The sequence below is a fragment of the Enterobacter sp. UPMP2061 genome (genome assembly GCF_053709615.1).
In genome coordinates this window covers 924,204-939,760 of the sequence record NZ_JBSKJP010000001.1, presented here as the reverse complement: position 1 = coordinate 939,760, position 15,557 = coordinate 924,204, and the positions used below count along the sequence as shown (strand labels likewise).

At 54.9% G+C, this 15,557-nt stretch carries 15 protein-coding genes; 9 read left to right on the top strand and 6 right to left on the bottom strand.

Annotated features, from left to right (window positions below):
• Positions 1-3: 3 nt before the first annotated feature.
• Both selD and ACWKXX_RS04540 read right to left on the bottom strand, forming a co-directional pair.
• On the bottom strand, positions 4-1,047 hold the full coding sequence (gene selD, locus ACWKXX_RS04545) for a selenide, water dikinase SelD (protein ID WP_058700345.1): 1,044 nt from the start codon (positions 1,045-1,047) through the stop codon (positions 4-6).
• A gap of 116 nt (positions 1,048-1,163) precedes the next feature.
• The gene (locus ACWKXX_RS04540) at positions 1,164-1,715 is read right to left on the bottom strand and encodes an NAD(P)H nitroreductase (protein ID WP_032670093.1); all 552 of its coding nucleotides are present in this window, start codon (positions 1,713-1,715) and stop codon (positions 1,164-1,166) included.
• Positions 1,716-1,882: 167 nt separating this feature from the next.
• On the opposite strand from ACWKXX_RS04540, the gene sppA reads away from it, so the two are divergent.
• The 4 genes from sppA to ACWKXX_RS04520 all read left to right on the top strand — a co-directional run bounded on the left by sppA (position 1,883) and on the right by ACWKXX_RS04520 (position 6,943).
• The gene (sppA, locus tag ACWKXX_RS04535; RefSeq protein WP_126498929.1) at positions 1,883-3,739 is read left to right on the top strand and encodes a signal peptide peptidase SppA; all 1,857 of its coding nucleotides are present in this window, start codon (positions 1,883-1,885) and stop codon (positions 3,737-3,739) included.
• A gap of 62 nt (positions 3,740-3,801) precedes the next feature.
• A complete protein-coding gene (gene ansA / locus ACWKXX_RS04530) occupies positions 3,802-4,818 on the top strand; it encodes an asparaginase (protein ID WP_032673734.1) in 1,017 nt (338 codons plus the stop codon).
• Positions 4,819-4,827: 9 nt separating this feature from the next.
• Positions 4,828-5,469: a bifunctional nicotinamidase/pyrazinamidase gene (gene pncA / locus ACWKXX_RS04525; RefSeq protein WP_045338914.1), complete on the top strand. Its 642-nt coding sequence runs from the start codon at positions 4,828-4,830 to the stop codon at positions 5,467-5,469.
• Positions 5,470-5,689: 220 nt separating this feature from the next.
• Entirely contained in the window at positions 5,690-6,943 is a 1,254-nt protein-coding gene (locus ACWKXX_RS04520) for a glycoside hydrolase family 18 protein (protein WP_047057648.1), read from the top strand.
• Positions 6,944-6,993: 50 nt separating this feature from the next.
• Here the strand turns inward: ACWKXX_RS04520 and ACWKXX_RS04515 are convergent, their stop codons facing one another.
• Together ACWKXX_RS04515 and msrB are read right to left on the bottom strand one after the other, a co-directional pair.
• Positions 6,994-7,266, bottom strand: coding sequence for a YeaC family protein (locus ACWKXX_RS04515; RefSeq protein WP_017384688.1), 273 nt, complete (start codon positions 7,264-7,266; stop codon positions 6,994-6,996).
• A 41-nt stretch (positions 7,267-7,307) separates the two neighbouring features.
• Positions 7,308-7,721, bottom strand: coding sequence for a peptide-methionine (R)-S-oxide reductase MsrB (gene msrB, locus ACWKXX_RS04510; RefSeq protein WP_003857865.1), 414 nt, complete (start codon positions 7,719-7,721; stop codon positions 7,308-7,310).
• Positions 7,722-8,062: 341 nt separating this feature from the next.
• Between msrB and gapA the strand changes: the two genes are divergently transcribed.
• Together gapA and ACWKXX_RS04500 are read left to right on the top strand one after the other, a co-directional pair.
• Positions 8,063-9,058, top strand: a complete 996-nt coding sequence (gene gapA, locus ACWKXX_RS04505) for a glyceraldehyde-3-phosphate dehydrogenase (protein WP_006809136.1) — start codon at positions 8,063-8,065, stop codon at positions 9,056-9,058.
• Between the two features lie 74 nt (positions 9,059-9,132).
• Positions 9,133-10,017 (top strand): D-hexose-6-phosphate mutarotase, encoded by an 885-nt coding sequence (locus tag ACWKXX_RS04500; RefSeq protein ID WP_261666291.1) that lies wholly within the window; start codon positions 9,133-9,135, stop codon positions 10,015-10,017.
• A gap of 66 nt (positions 10,018-10,083) precedes the next feature.
• On the opposite strand, the gene ACWKXX_RS04495 is transcribed toward ACWKXX_RS04500, so the two are convergent.
• Positions 10,084-10,830: a MipA/OmpV family protein gene (locus tag ACWKXX_RS04495; protein WP_017384691.1), complete on the bottom strand. Its 747-nt coding sequence runs from the start codon at positions 10,828-10,830 to the stop codon at positions 10,084-10,086.
• Between the two features lie 432 nt (positions 10,831-11,262).
• On the opposite strand from ACWKXX_RS04495, the gene yeaG reads away from it, so the two are divergent.
• The 3 genes from yeaG to ACWKXX_RS04480 all read left to right on the top strand — a co-directional run bounded on the left by yeaG (position 11,263) and on the right by ACWKXX_RS04480 (position 15,170).
• Positions 11,263-13,197 carry a protein kinase YeaG gene (yeaG, locus tag ACWKXX_RS04490; protein ID WP_006809140.1) on the top strand — a complete coding sequence of 645 codons (1,935 nt, stop codon included), beginning with the start codon at positions 11,263-11,265 and terminating at the stop codon, positions 13,195-13,197.
• A gap of 89 nt (positions 13,198-13,286) precedes the next feature.
• Positions 13,287-14,570, top strand: a complete 1,284-nt coding sequence (locus ACWKXX_RS04485) for a YeaH/YhbH family protein (RefSeq protein WP_017384692.1) — start codon at positions 13,287-13,289, stop codon at positions 14,568-14,570.
• A gap of 99 nt (positions 14,571-14,669) precedes the next feature.
• On the top strand, positions 14,670-15,170 hold the full coding sequence (locus ACWKXX_RS04480) for a YbaK/prolyl-tRNA synthetase associated domain-containing protein (protein WP_032653242.1): 501 nt from the start codon (positions 14,670-14,672) through the stop codon (positions 15,168-15,170).
• 20 nt (positions 15,171-15,190) lie between these two features.
• On the opposite strand, the gene yoaI is transcribed toward ACWKXX_RS04480, so the two are convergent.
• Positions 15,191-15,292, bottom strand: a complete 102-nt coding sequence (gene yoaI / locus ACWKXX_RS04475; protein WP_017384693.1) for a small membrane protein YoaI — start codon at positions 15,290-15,292, stop codon at positions 15,191-15,193.
• Positions 15,293-15,557: the final 265 nt, after the last annotated feature.

Genomic DNA, 15,557 nt, shown 5'->3' with positions numbered 1-15,557 from the left:
GAATTAACGGATCTCAATCATCGGGCGACCACCGCGGGCGGTCACCAGCTCACCAATGGCCGTCAGGGTGATGCCAAACTCGGCAGCCGTCGCCTGAACGTCAGCTTCAGCTTCCGGCGTCACCGCCAGCAGCAGGCCGCCGGAGGTTTGCGGATCGCACAGCAGGTTACGCCACGCTTCCGGCATTTCGCCCATTAAATGGCCGTAGCTGGCGAAGTTGCGCTGCGTCCCGCCCGGCACTGCGCCCTGAGCAATGTACTCTTCCACGCCCGGCAGCTTCGGCACATCCTGATACCAGACCTGCGCCTGCACGCCCGCGCCCTGACAGACTTCAGAGAGGTGCCCCAGCAGACCAAAACCGGTCACGTCGGTCATGGCGTTCACGCCGTCGATATTGGCGAATGCCGCACCGGCGAGGTTCATCTGGCACATCACTTCCGTTGCCAGACCGATATGCTCGGGCTTCAGCAGGGATTTCTTCTCGGCAGTGGTCAGTACGCCAATGCCCAGCGGCTTAGTGAGGAACAGCTTGCAGCCCGCCTGCGCGGTGCTGTTGCGCTTCACGCGCTCGGTCGGCACCACGCCGGTGACGGCCAGGCCGAAGATCGGCTCCGGCGCATCGATAGAGTGACCACCGGCCAGGGCAATACCCGCCTGCTGGCAGGCAAAGCGTCCGCCTTCGATCACGTCGCGGGCAATCTCCGGCGGGAGGGTGTTAATCGGCCAGCCCAGAATGGCGATCGCCATAATCGGTTTACCGCCCATCGCAAAGATATCGCTGATGGCGTTGGTGGCCGCAATGCGCCCGAAGTCGAACGGGTTGTCGACAATCGGCATAAAGAAGTCAGTGGTGCTGATAATGCTGGTGCCGTTACCCAGGTCATAAACCGCTGCATCGTCACGCGTTTCGTTACCGACAAGCAGGTTCGGGTCGACAAACTTCGCCTGCTCACTGTGCAGGATGGTCTCCAGCACTTTCGGGGAAATTTTACAACCGCAACCGGCTCCGTGGCTGTATTGCGTTAAACGAATGGTTTGCTCGCTCATGGACGTCTCCTGTCATCTCAATCGCGCTATGGTAGCGCTCATTCCATAAAGAGGTAAGTATGACTGTCTGAATTCTGCGGCGGATGCTCAGAATCCAGACAGTTTAGCGCGGGTGATTAAAAACGGCTGACGAAAGGCGTGGTGTCCGGCACGCTAATGGTGCTGGAAGCTTTAAGCTGCGGGGTGCCGAGATAGAGGAAGCCGACAATTTTATCCTGTTCGCCGCAGGAGAAACCTTCCCGCACGGCGGCGCTCCCGGTCAGCGGCCCGGTACGCCAGATGCCGTTAAAGCCCTGCGCGACGGCGGCCATCTGCATTGCCATTACCGCGCAACCGGCAGACATCTCCTGCTCCCAGACCGGCACTTTATGATCGGCCTGACATTTTGCGACTACCGCGATGATCATCGGCGCACGGAACGGCGCGTTGCGGGCTTTATCAATCCCCTTCTCATCCTGGCCTGCGGCAACAGCCCCCTGCTCCAGCAGCTGGCTGAAGCGGTCGCGCCCTTCGCCTTCAATGATAAAGAAGTGCCACGGCTGCAATGTGCCATGGTCCGGCGCACGCATTCCGGCACGCAGAATGTTTTCCAGCTGCTCGCCGACGGGTGCCGGTTCGGCCAGGCGGGAAGCGCTACGACGGTTAACAAGCAGTTCAAGTGCGTCCATTGGTTAACTCCTTTCATGAAATTTACTCACAAAATTAACACGACAGCAGAATTTGTTACAGCGTGGCAGGCGATTCCTGCTGACAAGTGGCGGTTGGGTCATTACGATAACCGCACATTACCGTCCCGTGGCGACGGAAACAGTCCTTTTCTGGTTAGGGAGAATACATGCGAACCCTTTGGCGAATCTTTGCCGGTTTCTTTAAATGGACGTGGCGACTGCTCAACTTCGTCCGCAACCTGGTGATGAACATCTTCTTCATCTTCCTGGTCCTGGTATGCGCAGGTATCTGGATGCATATCAGCAACGCAACCCAGTCGCAGCATTCGACGCGCGGCGCGTTGTTACTCGATATCACCGGCGTGATTGTTGATAAGCCATCGACCAGCAACCGTCTGGGCGTGATTGGTCGCCAGCTGTTCGGCGCAACGTCAGACCGTCTTCAGGAAAACTCCCTGTTTGATATCGTCGACACCATCCGTCAGGCCAAAGACGATCGTAACATTACCGGTATCGTGCTGGACCTGAAAGATTTTGCCGGCGCCGATCAGCCGTCAATGCAGTACATCGGTAAAGCGCTGCGCGAATTCCGCGACAGCGGTAAACCGGTTATTGCCATTGGCGACAGCTACACCCAGGGACAATATTATCTGGCGAGCTTTGCCAATAAGATCTGGCTTTCGCCACAGGGCACGGTCGATCTGCATGGCTTTGCCACTAATGGTTTGTACTACAAATCGCTGCTCGACAAGCTGAAGGTCACCACCCACGTCTTCCGCGTCGGGACCTATAAATCCGCCGTGGAGCCGTTTATCCGCGATGATATGTCCCCTGCCGCCCGTGAAGCGGACAGCCGCTGGATTGGCGAGCTGTGGCAGAACTACCTCGGCACCATTGCCGCTAACCGTCAGATTACCGCTGAGCAGGTCTTCCCGGGCGCGCGCGGCGTGCTGGACGGCCTGCGCAAGGTGGACGGCGATACAGCGAAATACGCGCTTGATAACAAACTGGTCGATCAGCTGGGTTCCAGCGCTGAAATTGAAAAAGCGCTGACCAAACAGTTCGGCTGGAGTAAAGAGGATAAAAACTACAGCGCCATCAGCATGTATGACTACGCCGCGAAAAAGCCGGACGACAGCGGTGACAGCATCGCCGTGGTGTTTGCTAACGGGGCCATTATGGATGGCGAAGAGACGCCGGGGAACGTCGGCGGGGACACCACCGCGTCGCAGATCCGCGATGCGCGCCTGGATCCGAAAGTGAAGGCGATTGTCCTGCGGGTGAACAGCCCTGGCGGCAGCGTCAGCGCCTCTGAAGTGATCCGTGCTGAACTGGCCGCCGCGCGCGCCGCGGGCAAGCCGGTAGTGGTCTCGATGGGCGGCATGGCGGCTTCCGGGGGGTACTGGATCTCGACGCCAGCCAACTACATTGTGGCTAACCCAAGCACGCTGACCGGCTCGATTGGCATCTTCGGCGTGATCAACACCGTAGAGAACAGCCTGGATTATCTCGGCGTCCACACCGACGGCGTTTCCACCTCGCCGCTGGCGGACGTGTCCGTCACCAAATCCCTGCCGCCTGAGGTGTCTGAGATGATGCAGCTCAGCATTGAGAGTGGCTATAAACGTTTCATCACGCTGGTTGCGGACTCCCGTAAAAAGACGCCCGATCAGATTGACCAGATCGCTCAGGGCCACGTCTGGACCGGCCAGGACGCGAAGAGCAACGGCCTGGTAGACAGTCTGGGTGACTTCGACGACGCCGTGAAGAAAGCAGCGGAGCTGGCGAAGCTCAAGCAGTGGCACGTGGACTATTATCAGGACGAACCAACGTTCTTCGATATGGTCATGGACAGCATGTCCGGCTCCGTTCGTGCCATGCTGCCGGACGCGCTTCAGGCTTATCTGCCGGCGCCGGTGGCGACCGCGGCGAAAGCCATGAAAGCGGAGAGCGACAAGCTCGCAGCCTTTAATGATCCACAAAGCCGCTACGCGTTTTGCCTGACCTGTGCGAACGTGCGTTAAAAACCGTCCCCTCTTCCCGTGAAGAGGGGATTTTTTCTTTTGAAGAACAAGAACTCATTACCATGCAGAAGAAATCAATTTATGTCGCCTATACCGGCGGTACCATCGGTATGCAGCGCTCAGAAAATGGCTATATCCCGGTTTCCGGCCACTTGCAGCGCCAGCTGGCGCTGATGCCTGAATTCCACCGTCCGGAAATGCCGGACTTTACCATCCACGAATATGAGCCGCTGATGGACTCCTCCGACATGACGCCGGAAGACTGGCAGCATATTGCGGACGATATTAAAGCCCATTACGACCAGTACGACGGCTTCGTGATCCTGCACGGCACCGACACCATGGCGTTCACTGCCTCGGCGCTCTCCTTCATGCTGGAGAACCTGAGCAAGCCCGTCATCGTGACCGGCTCGCAGATCCCGCTGGCGGAACTGCGTTCCGACGGGCAGATCAATCTGCTGAATTCCCTTTACGTGGCGGCCAATTATCCGATTAACGAAGTGTCGTTGTTCTTCAATAACCGTTTGTATCGCGGGAACCGCACTACCAAAGCGCACGCCGACGGCTTTGACGCTTTTGCCTCACCTAACCTACAACCGCTGCTGGAAGCGGGGATCCATATCCGTCGTCTGGGCACGCCGCCCGCGCCAAATACCGCAGGCGAACTGATCGTTCACCCGATCACCCCGCAGCCGATCGGCGTGGTGACGATTTATCCGGGTATTTCCGCCGACGTGGTGCGCAACTTCCTGCGCCAGCCGGTGAAGGCGCTGATCCTGCGCTCCTATGGTGTGGGTAACGCCCCGCAGAACGGTGAATTCCTGAAAGAGCTTCAGGAGGCGAGCGATCGCGGGATTGTGGTGGTCAACCTCACCCAGTGTATGTCCGGCAAAGTCAATATGGGCGGCTACGCCACCGGTAATGCCCTGGCGCACGCTGGCGTGATCAGTGGTTTCGATATGACCGTTGAGGCAACGCTGACTAAACTTCACTATTTACTGAGTCAGGATCTGGATATTGATTCCATTCGCCGCGCCATGATGCAAAACCTGCGCGGTGAACTGACGCCGGACGAATAAGGAGGTCCCATGAAGCAACGCGCCCTGTTACTGGTCGATTTGCAAAATGATTTCTGTGCGGGCGGTGCGCTGGCCGTCGCGGAAGGCGACAGCACCGTAGACGTCGCGAATTCGCTGATTGAGTGGTGTAAAGCTCGTGGTGAAGCGGTGGTGGCGAGTCAGGACTGGCATCCGGCAAACCACGGCAGCTTTGCCAGCCAGCACAACGTTGAGCCTTACAGCCAGGGCGAACTGGACGGGCTGGCGCAAACCTTCTGGCCCGATCACTGCGTGCAGCAGACGGAGGGCGCTGAGTTGCATCCGCTGCTGAACCAGAAGGCCATCGACGCGGTGTTCCACAAAGGTGAAAACCCAACCATCGACAGCTACAGCGCGTTCTTTGATAACGGTCATCGTCAGAAGACGGCGCTGGACGCGTGGTTGCGCCACCATGAGATCACCGAGCTGATTGTGCTGGGCCTGGCGACGGATTACTGCGTGAAGTTCACCGTGCTGGATGCGCTCCAGTTGGGCTATACCGTGAATGTCATCACCGACGGCTGTCGCGGGGTGAATATTCAGCCGCATGACAGCGCTCAGGCGTTTATGGATATGGCCGCAGAAGGCGCAACGCTGTATACGCTGGCTGACTGGCTGGAGACGCAGGCGTAAGCTTTTTTAGCCGGGTGGCGGCTTCGCCTTACCCGGCCTACTTTCTCTGGTTTTGTAGACCGGGTAAGCGTCAGCGCCACCCGGCATTTCTTCCCCAATCCCCATAAAGTGAACTCCCTCGCATCACAAGCGAAACGGCGATGCTATTCTCTTCAGGCTGTTTTTTCGCCACGCCTTTTCTGTGGCGTGGTTATTTTTGTTCAGTCAAAGAGGAAATTATATGAAACGTTTGCCCTTGCTGGCAGCATTACCCTTGCTTTGCGCGTCACTGGCTTCCGCCGCGCCCCTGATGTCCGTGGGTTACTTCAATGGGGGTGGCGATGTTACCGCCGGACCGGGTGGCGATATTAATAAACTGGACGTCCGCCAGATCACCCACCTCAACTACTCGTTTGGTCTGGTCTATAACAACGAGAAAGACGAAACCAACGCCGCGCTGAAAGATCCGGCAAAACTGCATCAAATCTGGTTATCACCTAAGGTGGCATCCGATCTGGCGTTACTTCCTCAGCTTCGTAAACAAAACCCGAACCTGAAAGTCCTGCTTTCCGTTGGCGGCTGGGGGGCGCGTGGTTTTTCTGGCGCAGCGGCAACCAAAGAGAGTCGCGCGGTATTTATTCGCTCCGCGCAGGAGATCGTCAGTAAATACGGCCTGGACGGGATCGACCTGGACTGGGAATATCCGGTCAACGGCGCGTGGGGACTGGTCGAGAGCACCCCTGACGACCGGGATAATTTCACCGCGCTGTTAAAAGAGATGCGTGACGCGTTTGGTAAGAAAAAGCTGGTCACGATTGCGGTGGGCGCGAATGCGGAAAGTCCGAAAAGCTGGGTGGATGTGAAAGCCATTGCCCCCCTGCTCGATTACATCAACCTGATGACCTACGACATGGCGTACGGTACTCAGTATTTTAACGCGAATCTGTATGACTCCAGCGCCTGGCCAACGGTGGCTGCCGCAGACAAGTACAGCGTCGATTTTGTGGTGAATAACTATCTGGCCGCCGGGCTGAAGCCGCAGCAGATGAACCTCGGAATTGGTTTCTATGGGCGCGTGCCGAAGCGCGCCGTTGAACCGGGTATCGACTGGAGCAAATCGGACGCGCAGAACAATCCGGTGACGCAGCCCTACTTCGGGCCGCAGGAACTGGGCCTGTTCAAATCGCTTGGCTATGATCTGACCAAAGATACCTATGTGAAATACAACGATATCGTCCGCAAGCTGCTGAACGATCCGCAGAAACGCTTTACCGAGCACTGGGACGAACAGGCGAAGGTGCCGTGGCTGTCGGTGAAATCCGCCGACGGGAAGGCGCTGTTTGCGATTTCCTATGAGAACCCACGCTCCGTGGCGATCAAAGCGGATTACATTAAGGAGAAAGGTCTGGCTGGCGCCATGTTCTGGGAGTATGGGGCTGACGACGAAAACCAGCTCGCGAAACAGCTGGCGGAGTCGCTTGGGATCCCGCACTAAGATGTAGTGTGCCGGGTGGCGCTAGCGCTTACCCGGCCTACATGGGAGCTTTATTTGAAGGTCGCAATCGGCTTCGGCGCGATGCCGAACTCTTCTTTCAGCTCGCGCTTGCTTTTCATCACCATCTGACCGTTAGTGTCGATGGTCATGTGCTGGGCGTCGGTATTGTGACGCGCCTGCCACAGCATCACCAGCTGCAAACTGTTCTCTTTTTGCTCAGGTGTGAGCGCCACACCGTCCGGCCATTTTCCCAGCTCAACGGCCGTTACCAGACGCTGATAAACCTCCGGGGTCATACCTGCAATCATGTCATCAATATTCATGATCTCTCCCTTTCAAAGGAATAATTTGCTGAATCGTTTTTTCAACCCTTGGTCTGGTCGCCGTTTTCATCATCGGTAAAGCTCATGGAAGCCGAATTTACGCAGAAACGCTCCCCCGTCGGCTGCGGGCCATCCGGGAAGACATGCCCGAGATGGGCGTCACAGTTCCCGCAGCGAATTTCGGTGCGCACCATGCCGTGCGAGGTGTCCGTCAGGTAGCGGATCGCATCATCGCTGACAGGCTCGTAAAAGCTCGGCCAGCCGCAGCCAGAATCGTACTTCGTCTGGGAGTTAAACAGCGGTGCATCACACACCAGGCAGTGGTAGACGCCTTCCCGTTTATTGTGCAGCAAACGCCCGGAAAACGGCGGTTCTGTGCCGTGATTTTGCGTCACGTAAAACTGCATCTCTGTAAGGTTTTTTTTCAAATCGTCGGGGTTACGTTGGTTCGACATATGCTTACATCTCGCTGTTGAAACAGACATCTTTTAACCCAGATTCTAACAAAACATTAACACCCGCGCGTGCACTTTTGTTCTAAACTTATGTGTCGCGAAAAGGCGGTCAGGCAATTGTGATCAATTTCACATTTTAATCCTGCGAGGCCTTTAAAATTCCGGGCGCAGCCCCCATGTGGTTGCTAGCTCAAAGGGAAAGTGAGGCGAGTCAGTCGCACAAACGTTAGTCACAGGATTGATTTGTCGCAATGATTGACACGATTCCGCTTGACGCTGCGTAAGGTTTTTGTAATTTTACAGGCAACCTTTTATTCACTAACAAATAGCTGGTGGAATATATGACTATCAAAGTAGGTATCAACGGTTTTGGCCGTATCGGCCGTATTGTTTTCCGTGCTGCTCAGAAACGTTCTGACATCGAAATCGTTGGTATCAACGATCTCCTGGACGCTGAATACATGGCGTACATGCTGAAGTACGACTCAACTCACGGTCGTTTCGACGGCACCGTTGAAGTGAAAGACGGCCACCTGGTTGTTAATGGCAAAACCATCCGCGTTACTGCTGAGAAAGACCCAGCTAACCTGAAATGGAACGAAATCGGTGTTGACGTTGTAGCTGAAGCTACCGGTATCTTCCTGACCGACGAAACTGCACGTAAACACATCACTGCGGGTGCGAAGAAAGTTGTTCTGACTGGTCCTTCCAAAGACAACACCCCAATGTTCGTTCGCGGTGCAAACTTCGAAACTTACGCTGGCCAGGACATCGTTTCCAACGCATCCTGCACCACCAACTGCCTGGCACCGCTGGCTAAAGTTATCAACGACAACTTCGGCATCATCGAAGGTCTGATGACTACCGTTCACGCAACCACCGCTACTCAGAAAACCGTTGATGGCCCGTCTCACAAAGACTGGCGCGGCGGCCGTGGCGCGGCTCAGAACATCATCCCATCTTCTACCGGTGCTGCTAAAGCAGTAGGTAAAGTACTGCCAGAACTGAATGGCAAACTGACTGGTATGGCGTTCCGCGTTCCAACTCCTAACGTATCCGTTGTTGACCTGACCGTTCGTCTGGAAAAAGCTGCTTCTTATGAAGAAATTAAGAAAGCAATCAAAGCTGCTTCCGAAGGCCCAATGAAAGGCGTTCTGGGTTACACCGAAGACGACGTTGTATCTACCGATTTCAACGGCGAAGTGTGCACTTCCGTGTTCGATGCTAAAGCAGGTATCGCACTGAACGACAACTTCGTGAAACTGGTTTCCTGGTACGACAACGAAACTGGCTACTCTAACAAAGTACTGGACCTGATCGCTCACATCTCCAAATAAGTTGAGATGAGTGCTTGATCCTAAAAGGCGACTTCGGTCGCCTTTTTTATTGTTTTTAGACAGAGGATTGCTTAATGATTAATAAAATTTTTGCACTTCCGGTAGTCGAACAACTTACCCCTGTGCTCTCCCGCCGTCAGATCGACGGTGCTGATATCATCGTTGTTGATCATCCGCGCGTTAAAGCCTCCGTAGCACTCAATGGCGCCCATCTGCTCTCCTGGAAACCAGAAGGTGAAGAAGAAGGCCTGTGGCTGAGCGAGGCCACCTCGTTCAAAAAAGGGGCGGCGATCCGCGGCGGCGTACCGATCTGCTGGCCATGGTTTGGCCCGTCAGCGCAGCAGGGTTTACCCTCACACGGTTTCGCCCGTAACCAGCAGTGGACGCTGAAAGCCCACAACGAAGATGAAAACGGTGCGGTGTTGACCTTTGAACTCCAGGCGAATGATGAAACGCGCGCCCTGTGGCCACATGAGTTCACCCTGTATGCCCGCTTCAAGCTGGGTAAAACCTGCGAAATTGAACTGGAAGCGCACGGCGAATTCGAAACAACGTCCGCCCTGCACACCTATTTCAACGTAGGCGACATTCAGGCCGTTAAGGTGAGCGGACTTGGCGATACCTTTATCGACAAAGTGGATAACGCGAAAGAAGGCAAGGTGGACGACGGCGTGCAGACTTTCCCGGATCGTACCGACCGCGTGTATCTGCACCCGGAAGCCTGTAGCGTCATCCACGACAGCGCGCTGAACCGCGGTATTGATGTGGTTCATCACCACCACAGCAACGTGGTGGGCTGGAACCCGGGCCCTGCCCTTTCCGTCAGCATGGCGGATATCCCGGATGACGGTTACAAGACCTTCGTGTGCGTGGAAACCGCGTGCGTGACCGCGCCGCAGAAAACCAGCGAAGAAAAACCGTCCCGCTTAGGCCAGACGATCAAGATTGTGAAGCGCTAATATTGTTCAGGCATCATAAAAAACAAACGGGGCGCTAGCGCCCCGTTTTAATGCATCACGTTCTGGTCAGAACTTGTAGGTCACACCCACGGAGAAGATGCCAGACCAGGACTTGTCGACCATCGGGCTGTCTTTCACCTCATCGCTCAGACGAATGTAACGGCCAGTACCGTACACATTCCAGTCACCGAGGAAGTTATACGAGGCGGTGAGTTCCAGGTACGGGTCCCAGCCATCATCCGCGCTGTAGCTCTTCAGACCGCTGCGGCGAGACTCCGCTTTAGACACGCCATAGTAGTAGTCGTTGTAATTCTCGCTGCTGTACTGCACACCAATACCCGGCGTCAGCGTCACTGCGCCGTTGGTATAGCGATAAAGCCACGCCAGATCCCAGATGAAGCCGTTGCTGTTGTCCAGGGTATCGCCCGCCAGCGCAGTGCGCAGGAAGCCATACTCGGTATTATGGACGTAAGAAAGCCCCGCCATCAGTGAGCTTCTGCGTTTGTCCAGCTGACGAAGCGCATTGCTGTCGCTGTCGCCTGGTTTAAAGTGCGTTGGATCGTAATAGGCCATGATGGAGAGCTTATCGGCCGTATCGTTCCACAGATAGTAGCCACCGCCCAACCCACGGAACCAGAAGTTATCGCCTTCATAGGTGACAACGGGGACAGGATAAACGTCGCGGTCATACTGCTTGTACGGGCTGTTAATCACGCCAGCACCCGCGCCAACAGTCCACTGGCTCTCAGCCTGTACGGTGCTCGCTGCGGTAGCGGCAAGGATGCCCAATGCCAGAAGTTTGAGTTTGGTCACAATCCATTCTTTCCTGTAGTCAAATAATCAGCGGGTGAAGTGTAACCGCCATTCCCGTACATCCCAAAATTTTTTGCGCGCTAATCCGTTTGATTAACCCGTTATTTTTCATTTTTCAGATGACATCCCGCTTTCATTTATGTGACCGATAAATGAAAAACCCACTTTTCGCTTATAACCGCAGTGGAAATTTTTGGATGAGTTATTGATATGTCATTGAAAGTAGATTTTATCCGTATGCAAGTTTTGCAATTGCCATCTACGCTTTAATTTAAGAAGAGGTTTTGCTGAACACCCTGCGGTTCATAGCCTTCGACCTGGCACACAGGTTGCTGCTCTGGCAGTGAGGTGCGAAAAATTCTCTTCCGGGAGCCTCCACTACTCATACGAACGGCTCTTATCCTGTGCTAAAAAACGAAAGGACGGCATGCCATGAATATATTCGATCACTATCGCCAGCGCTACGAAGCTGCCAAGGACGAAGAGTTCACACTGCAGGAGTTTCTTACCATTTGTCGGCAAGATCGCAGTGCCTATGCCAATGCGGCAGAACGGCTATTGATGGCTATTGGTGAGCCAAACATGGTTGATACTGCCCTGGAGCCACGGCTTTCCCGTCTATTTTCGAATCGGGTGGTCGCCCGATACCCGGCGTTTGAAGAGTTCTATGGCATGGAAGACGCCATTGAGCAGATCGTCTCCTACCTGAAGCATGCCGCTCAGGGGCTGGAAGAGAAGAAACAGATCCTTTATCTGCTGGGTCCGGTCGGTGGGGGTAAATCCTCTCTGGCTGAACGGCTGAAAGCGCTGATGCAGCGCGTGCCGATCTATGTGCTGAGCGCCAACGGCGAGCGCAGCCCGGTCAATGACCATCCGCTGTGCCTGTTTAATCCGCAAGAGGATGCGCAGATTCTGGAAAAAGAGTTTGGCATTCCGCATCGCTATCTCGGTACGATCATGTCGCCGTGGGCGGCAAAACGTCTGCACGAGTTTGGCGGGGACATCACCAAATTCCGCGTCGTGAAAGTGTGGCCGTCTATCCTCGAGCAGATCGCCATTGCCAAAACTGAACCCGGTGACGAGAACAACCAGGATATCTCGGCGCTGGTGGGTAAAGTCGATATCCGTAAGCTGGAGCATCACGCGCAAAACGACCCGGATGCCTACGGCTATTCCGGTGCGCTGTGCCGCGCCAACCAGGGGATTATGGAATTTGTCGAGATGTTTAAAGCACCGATCAAAGTGCTGCATCCGCTGCTGACCGCCACCCAGGAGGGGAACTACAACGGGACGGAAGGTATTTCCGCCCTGCCGTTTAACGGGATTATCCTCGCCCACTCTAACGAATCTGAATGGGTGACCTTCCGTAACAACAAAAACAATGAGGCGTTCCTTGACCGTGTGTACATCGTCAAAGTGCCTTATTGCCTGCGGATCTCCGAGGAGATCAAGATTTACGAAAAACTGCTCAACCACAGTGAGCTGGTTCATGCCCCTTGCGCACCGGGAACGCTGGAAACACTGTCGCGCTTCTCGATCCTGTCGCGCCTGAAAGAGCCGGAAAACTCCAGCATCTACTCAAAAATGCGCGTGTATGACGGCGAAAGCCTGAAGGATACCGACCCGAAAGCGAAATCGTACCAGGAATACCGCGATTACGCCGGGGTCGACGAAGGGATGAACGGTCTGTCGACGCGTTTCGCGTTTAAGATCCTCTCCCGCGTCTTTAACTTCGACCACGCGGAAGTGGCCGCCAACCCGGTTCATCTGTTCTACGTGCTGGAACAGCAAATTGAACGTGAACAATTCCCACAGGAGCAGGCTGAACGCTACCTGGAGTTCCTGAAAGGCTACCTGATCCCAAAATACGCCGAGTTTATCGGCAAAGAGATCCAGACCGCCTACCTGGAATCCTATTCTGAATACGGCCAGAACATCTTCGACCGGTACGTCACCTACGCTGACTTCTGGATCCAGGATCAGGAGTACCGCGACCCGGATACCGGCCAGTTGTTTGACCGTGAATCCCTGAACGCAGAGCTGGAAAAAATTGAGAAGCCAGCCGGGATCAGCAACCCGAAAGACTTCCGAAACGAGATTGTGAACTTCGTGCTGCGCGCCAGAGCACATAACAATGGCCGCAATCCGAACTGGACCAGCTACGAAAAACTGCGCACGGTTATAGAGAAGAAAATGTTCTCTAACACGGAAGAGCTGTTGCCGGTCATCTCGTTCAACGCCAAAACCTCAACCGACGAGCAGAAAAAGCACGACGATTTTGTCGACCGTATGATGGAGAAAGGCTATACCCGCAAACAGGTGCGCCTGCTCTGTGAATGGTATCTGCGCGTGCGTAAATCGTCTTAAAACAAGTGCCCGGTAACGCGCTTACCGGGCCAACAAAATGTCCGGCACTTACGGACGCTGCAAGTTGGCAAATGCAGTACGGGGGATATATGACCTGGTTTATTGACCGGCGTCTTAACGGCAAAAACAAGAGCACGGTGAATCGCCAGCGCTTCTTGCGCCGTTATAAAGCGCAAATTAAACAGTCGATCTCCGAGGCCATCAACAAACGCTCGGTGACCGACGTCGACAGCGGCGAATCCGTCTCCATCCCTAACGATGACATCAGCGAACCGATGTTTCATCAGGGGCGTGGCGGCCTTCGCCATCGCGTGCACCCAGGTAATGACCACTTCGTCCAGAATGACAGAATCGAGCGGCCACAAGGCGGAGGCGGCGGTTCTGGCAGCGGTCAGGGACAGGCCAGCCAGGACGGTGAAGGCCAGGACGAGTTCGTCTTCCAGATTTCAAAAGACGAATATCTCGACCTGCTGTTTGAGGATCTGGCCCTGCCGAATCTGAGAAAGAATCAGCACCGTCAGCTCAACGAATACAAAACCCATCGCGCGGGTTATACCGCAAACGGGGTGCCCGCCAACATCAGCGTGGTGCGTTCACTGCAAAACTCGCTGGCGCGACGCACGGCGATGACGGCAGGCAAACGGCGCGAACTGCGCGAGCTGGAAACCAGCCTGAAAGTGGTGGAAAACACCGAACCGGCGCAACTGCTGGAAGAGGAGCGCCTGCGAAAAGAGATCGCCGAACTGCGGGCGAAGATCGACCGGGTGCCGTTTATCGACACGTTCGACCTGCGCTACAAGAACTACGAAAAACGGCCGGAGCCTTCCAGCCAGGCGGTGATGTTCTGCCTGATGGACGTGTCAGGTTCAATGGATCAGGCCACCAAGGATATGGCTAAGCGTTTTTATATTCTGCTCTATCTGTTCCTGAGCAGAACGTATAAGAACGTGGAGGTGGTCTACATCCGCCATCACACTCAGGCGAAAGAGGTGGATGAACATGAGTTCTTCTACTCGCAGGAGACCGGCGGCACCATCGTGTCGAGCGCCCTGAAGCTGATGGATGAGGTGGTGAAGGAGCGCTACGATCCGGCGCAGTGGAACATCTACGCCGCGCAAGCATCGGATGGCGATAACTGGGCGGATGACTCGCCGCTGTGTCATGAAATTCTGGCGAAGAAGATCCTGCCGGTGGTGCGTTACTACAGCTACATTGAAATTACCCGTCGCGCCCACCAGACGCTGTGGCGTGAGTATGAGCATCTGCAAGCGATGTTCGATAACTTTGCGATGCAGCACATTCGTGACCAGGATGACATCTATCCGGTCTTCCGGGAACTGTTCCAGAAGCAGTCGTCCACCAGCAACGCATGACCCAACAGCCAGCGCGCCCGCTGGCTGTTTTCTTTCAGCCCTCTCCGTCCCGTGCTAATGTAGCAAGCTACGTATTGGCAAATCACAGGTGAAATCGTTATGTCTGATGACGTGACCGGGACGACGACCCATCAGCAGCTAATCAGCTTATTAACCGAGCAGGAGGCGCGCTTTCGCGTGGTGGCGCATGAGGCCGTTGGGAAATGCGAAGCGGTCAGTGAAATTCGCGGGACCGATCTCCGACAGGGTGCAAAAGCACTGGTCTGCAAGGTAAAAGGCAACGGCGTTAAGAAACATATTCTGGCAATCCTCGCCGCCGATCGGCAGGCCGATCTGAGCCTGCTGGCCAGTCATTTCGGTGGGCTAAAGGCCTCGCTCGCCAGTCCGGCTGAAGTGGATGCGCTTACCGGCTGCGTTTTCGGCGCCATTCCCCCCTTCAGCTTTCACCCGGATCTGACGCTGGTCGCCGATCCGCTGCTGTTTGAGCGCTTCGACGAGATCGCGTTTAACGCCGGCCTGCTGGAAAAATCGGTGATTATGGATACCCAGGACTATCTGCGTATCGCTCGTCCTGAACTGGTGACGTTCCGTAAACAGTAAATACAGCGGCTGGCTAACGGTCAGCCGTTTTCCAGCAGCAGCACGGAAGCAATCAAAATAATCGCGATGATAAAAAACGATGAGGAGATAATCAGCGTTTCGACAAACATAGGATCGTTCATGATGCCCTCTGCTTTGCCCATTTGCCTCTTTTTTACCCCCGCACAATGACAGTTAAATGACAATGACGCGTCCGCGAAATAACTATTTTTCCGCTGAAACGATTCGCTGTTAACTATCCTTCCCCCGTATAAAGTCACTGTTTAAATACTTTATTTGTTACCGGTATCACGAAAAGAAATTTACGTAACCCCAATGCCAGATCTCGCAATTGTTAACCTTTTCATCCTGGTTAAACCTGTTTACGGAGCACCTCATAAATAAACC

Coding starts and splice junctions, on each gene's coding strand:
- yoaI (WP_017384693.1), bottom strand. CDS start 15,292: ATGAACGATCCTATGTTTGTCGAAACGCTGATTATCTCCTCATCGTTT.
- msrB (WP_003857865.1), bottom strand. CDS start 7,721: ATGTCGAACCAACGTAACCCCGACGATTTGAAAAAAAACCTTACAGAG.
- ACWKXX_RS04520 (WP_047057648.1), top strand. CDS start 5,690: ATGAAACGTTTGCCCTTGCTGGCAGCATTACCCTTGCTTTGCGCGTCA.
- ACWKXX_RS04540 (WP_032670093.1), bottom strand. CDS start 1,715: ATGGACGCACTTGAACTGCTTGTTAACCGTCGTAGCGCTTCCCGCCTG.
- yeaG (WP_006809140.1), top strand. CDS start 11,263: ATGAATATATTCGATCACTATCGCCAGCGCTACGAAGCTGCCAAGGAC.
- ACWKXX_RS04500 (WP_261666291.1), top strand. CDS start 9,133: ATGATTAATAAAATTTTTGCACTTCCGGTAGTCGAACAACTTACCCCT.
- ansA (WP_032673734.1), top strand. CDS start 3,802: ATGCAGAAGAAATCAATTTATGTCGCCTATACCGGCGGTACCATCGGT.
- ACWKXX_RS04485 (WP_017384692.1), top strand. CDS start 13,287: ATGACCTGGTTTATTGACCGGCGTCTTAACGGCAAAAACAAGAGCACG.
- sppA (WP_126498929.1), top strand. CDS start 1,883: ATGCGAACCCTTTGGCGAATCTTTGCCGGTTTCTTTAAATGGACGTGG.
- pncA (WP_045338914.1), top strand. CDS start 4,828: ATGAAGCAACGCGCCCTGTTACTGGTCGATTTGCAAAATGATTTCTGT.
- ACWKXX_RS04480 (WP_032653242.1), top strand. CDS start 14,670: ATGTCTGATGACGTGACCGGGACGACGACCCATCAGCAGCTAATCAGC.
- ACWKXX_RS04515 (WP_017384688.1), bottom strand. CDS start 7,266: ATGAATATTGATGACATGATTGCAGGTATGACCCCGGAGGTTTATCAG.
- selD (WP_058700345.1), bottom strand. CDS start 1,047: ATGAGCGAGCAAACCATTCGTTTAACGCAATACAGCCACGGAGCCGGT.
- gapA (WP_006809136.1), top strand. CDS start 8,063: ATGACTATCAAAGTAGGTATCAACGGTTTTGGCCGTATCGGCCGTATT.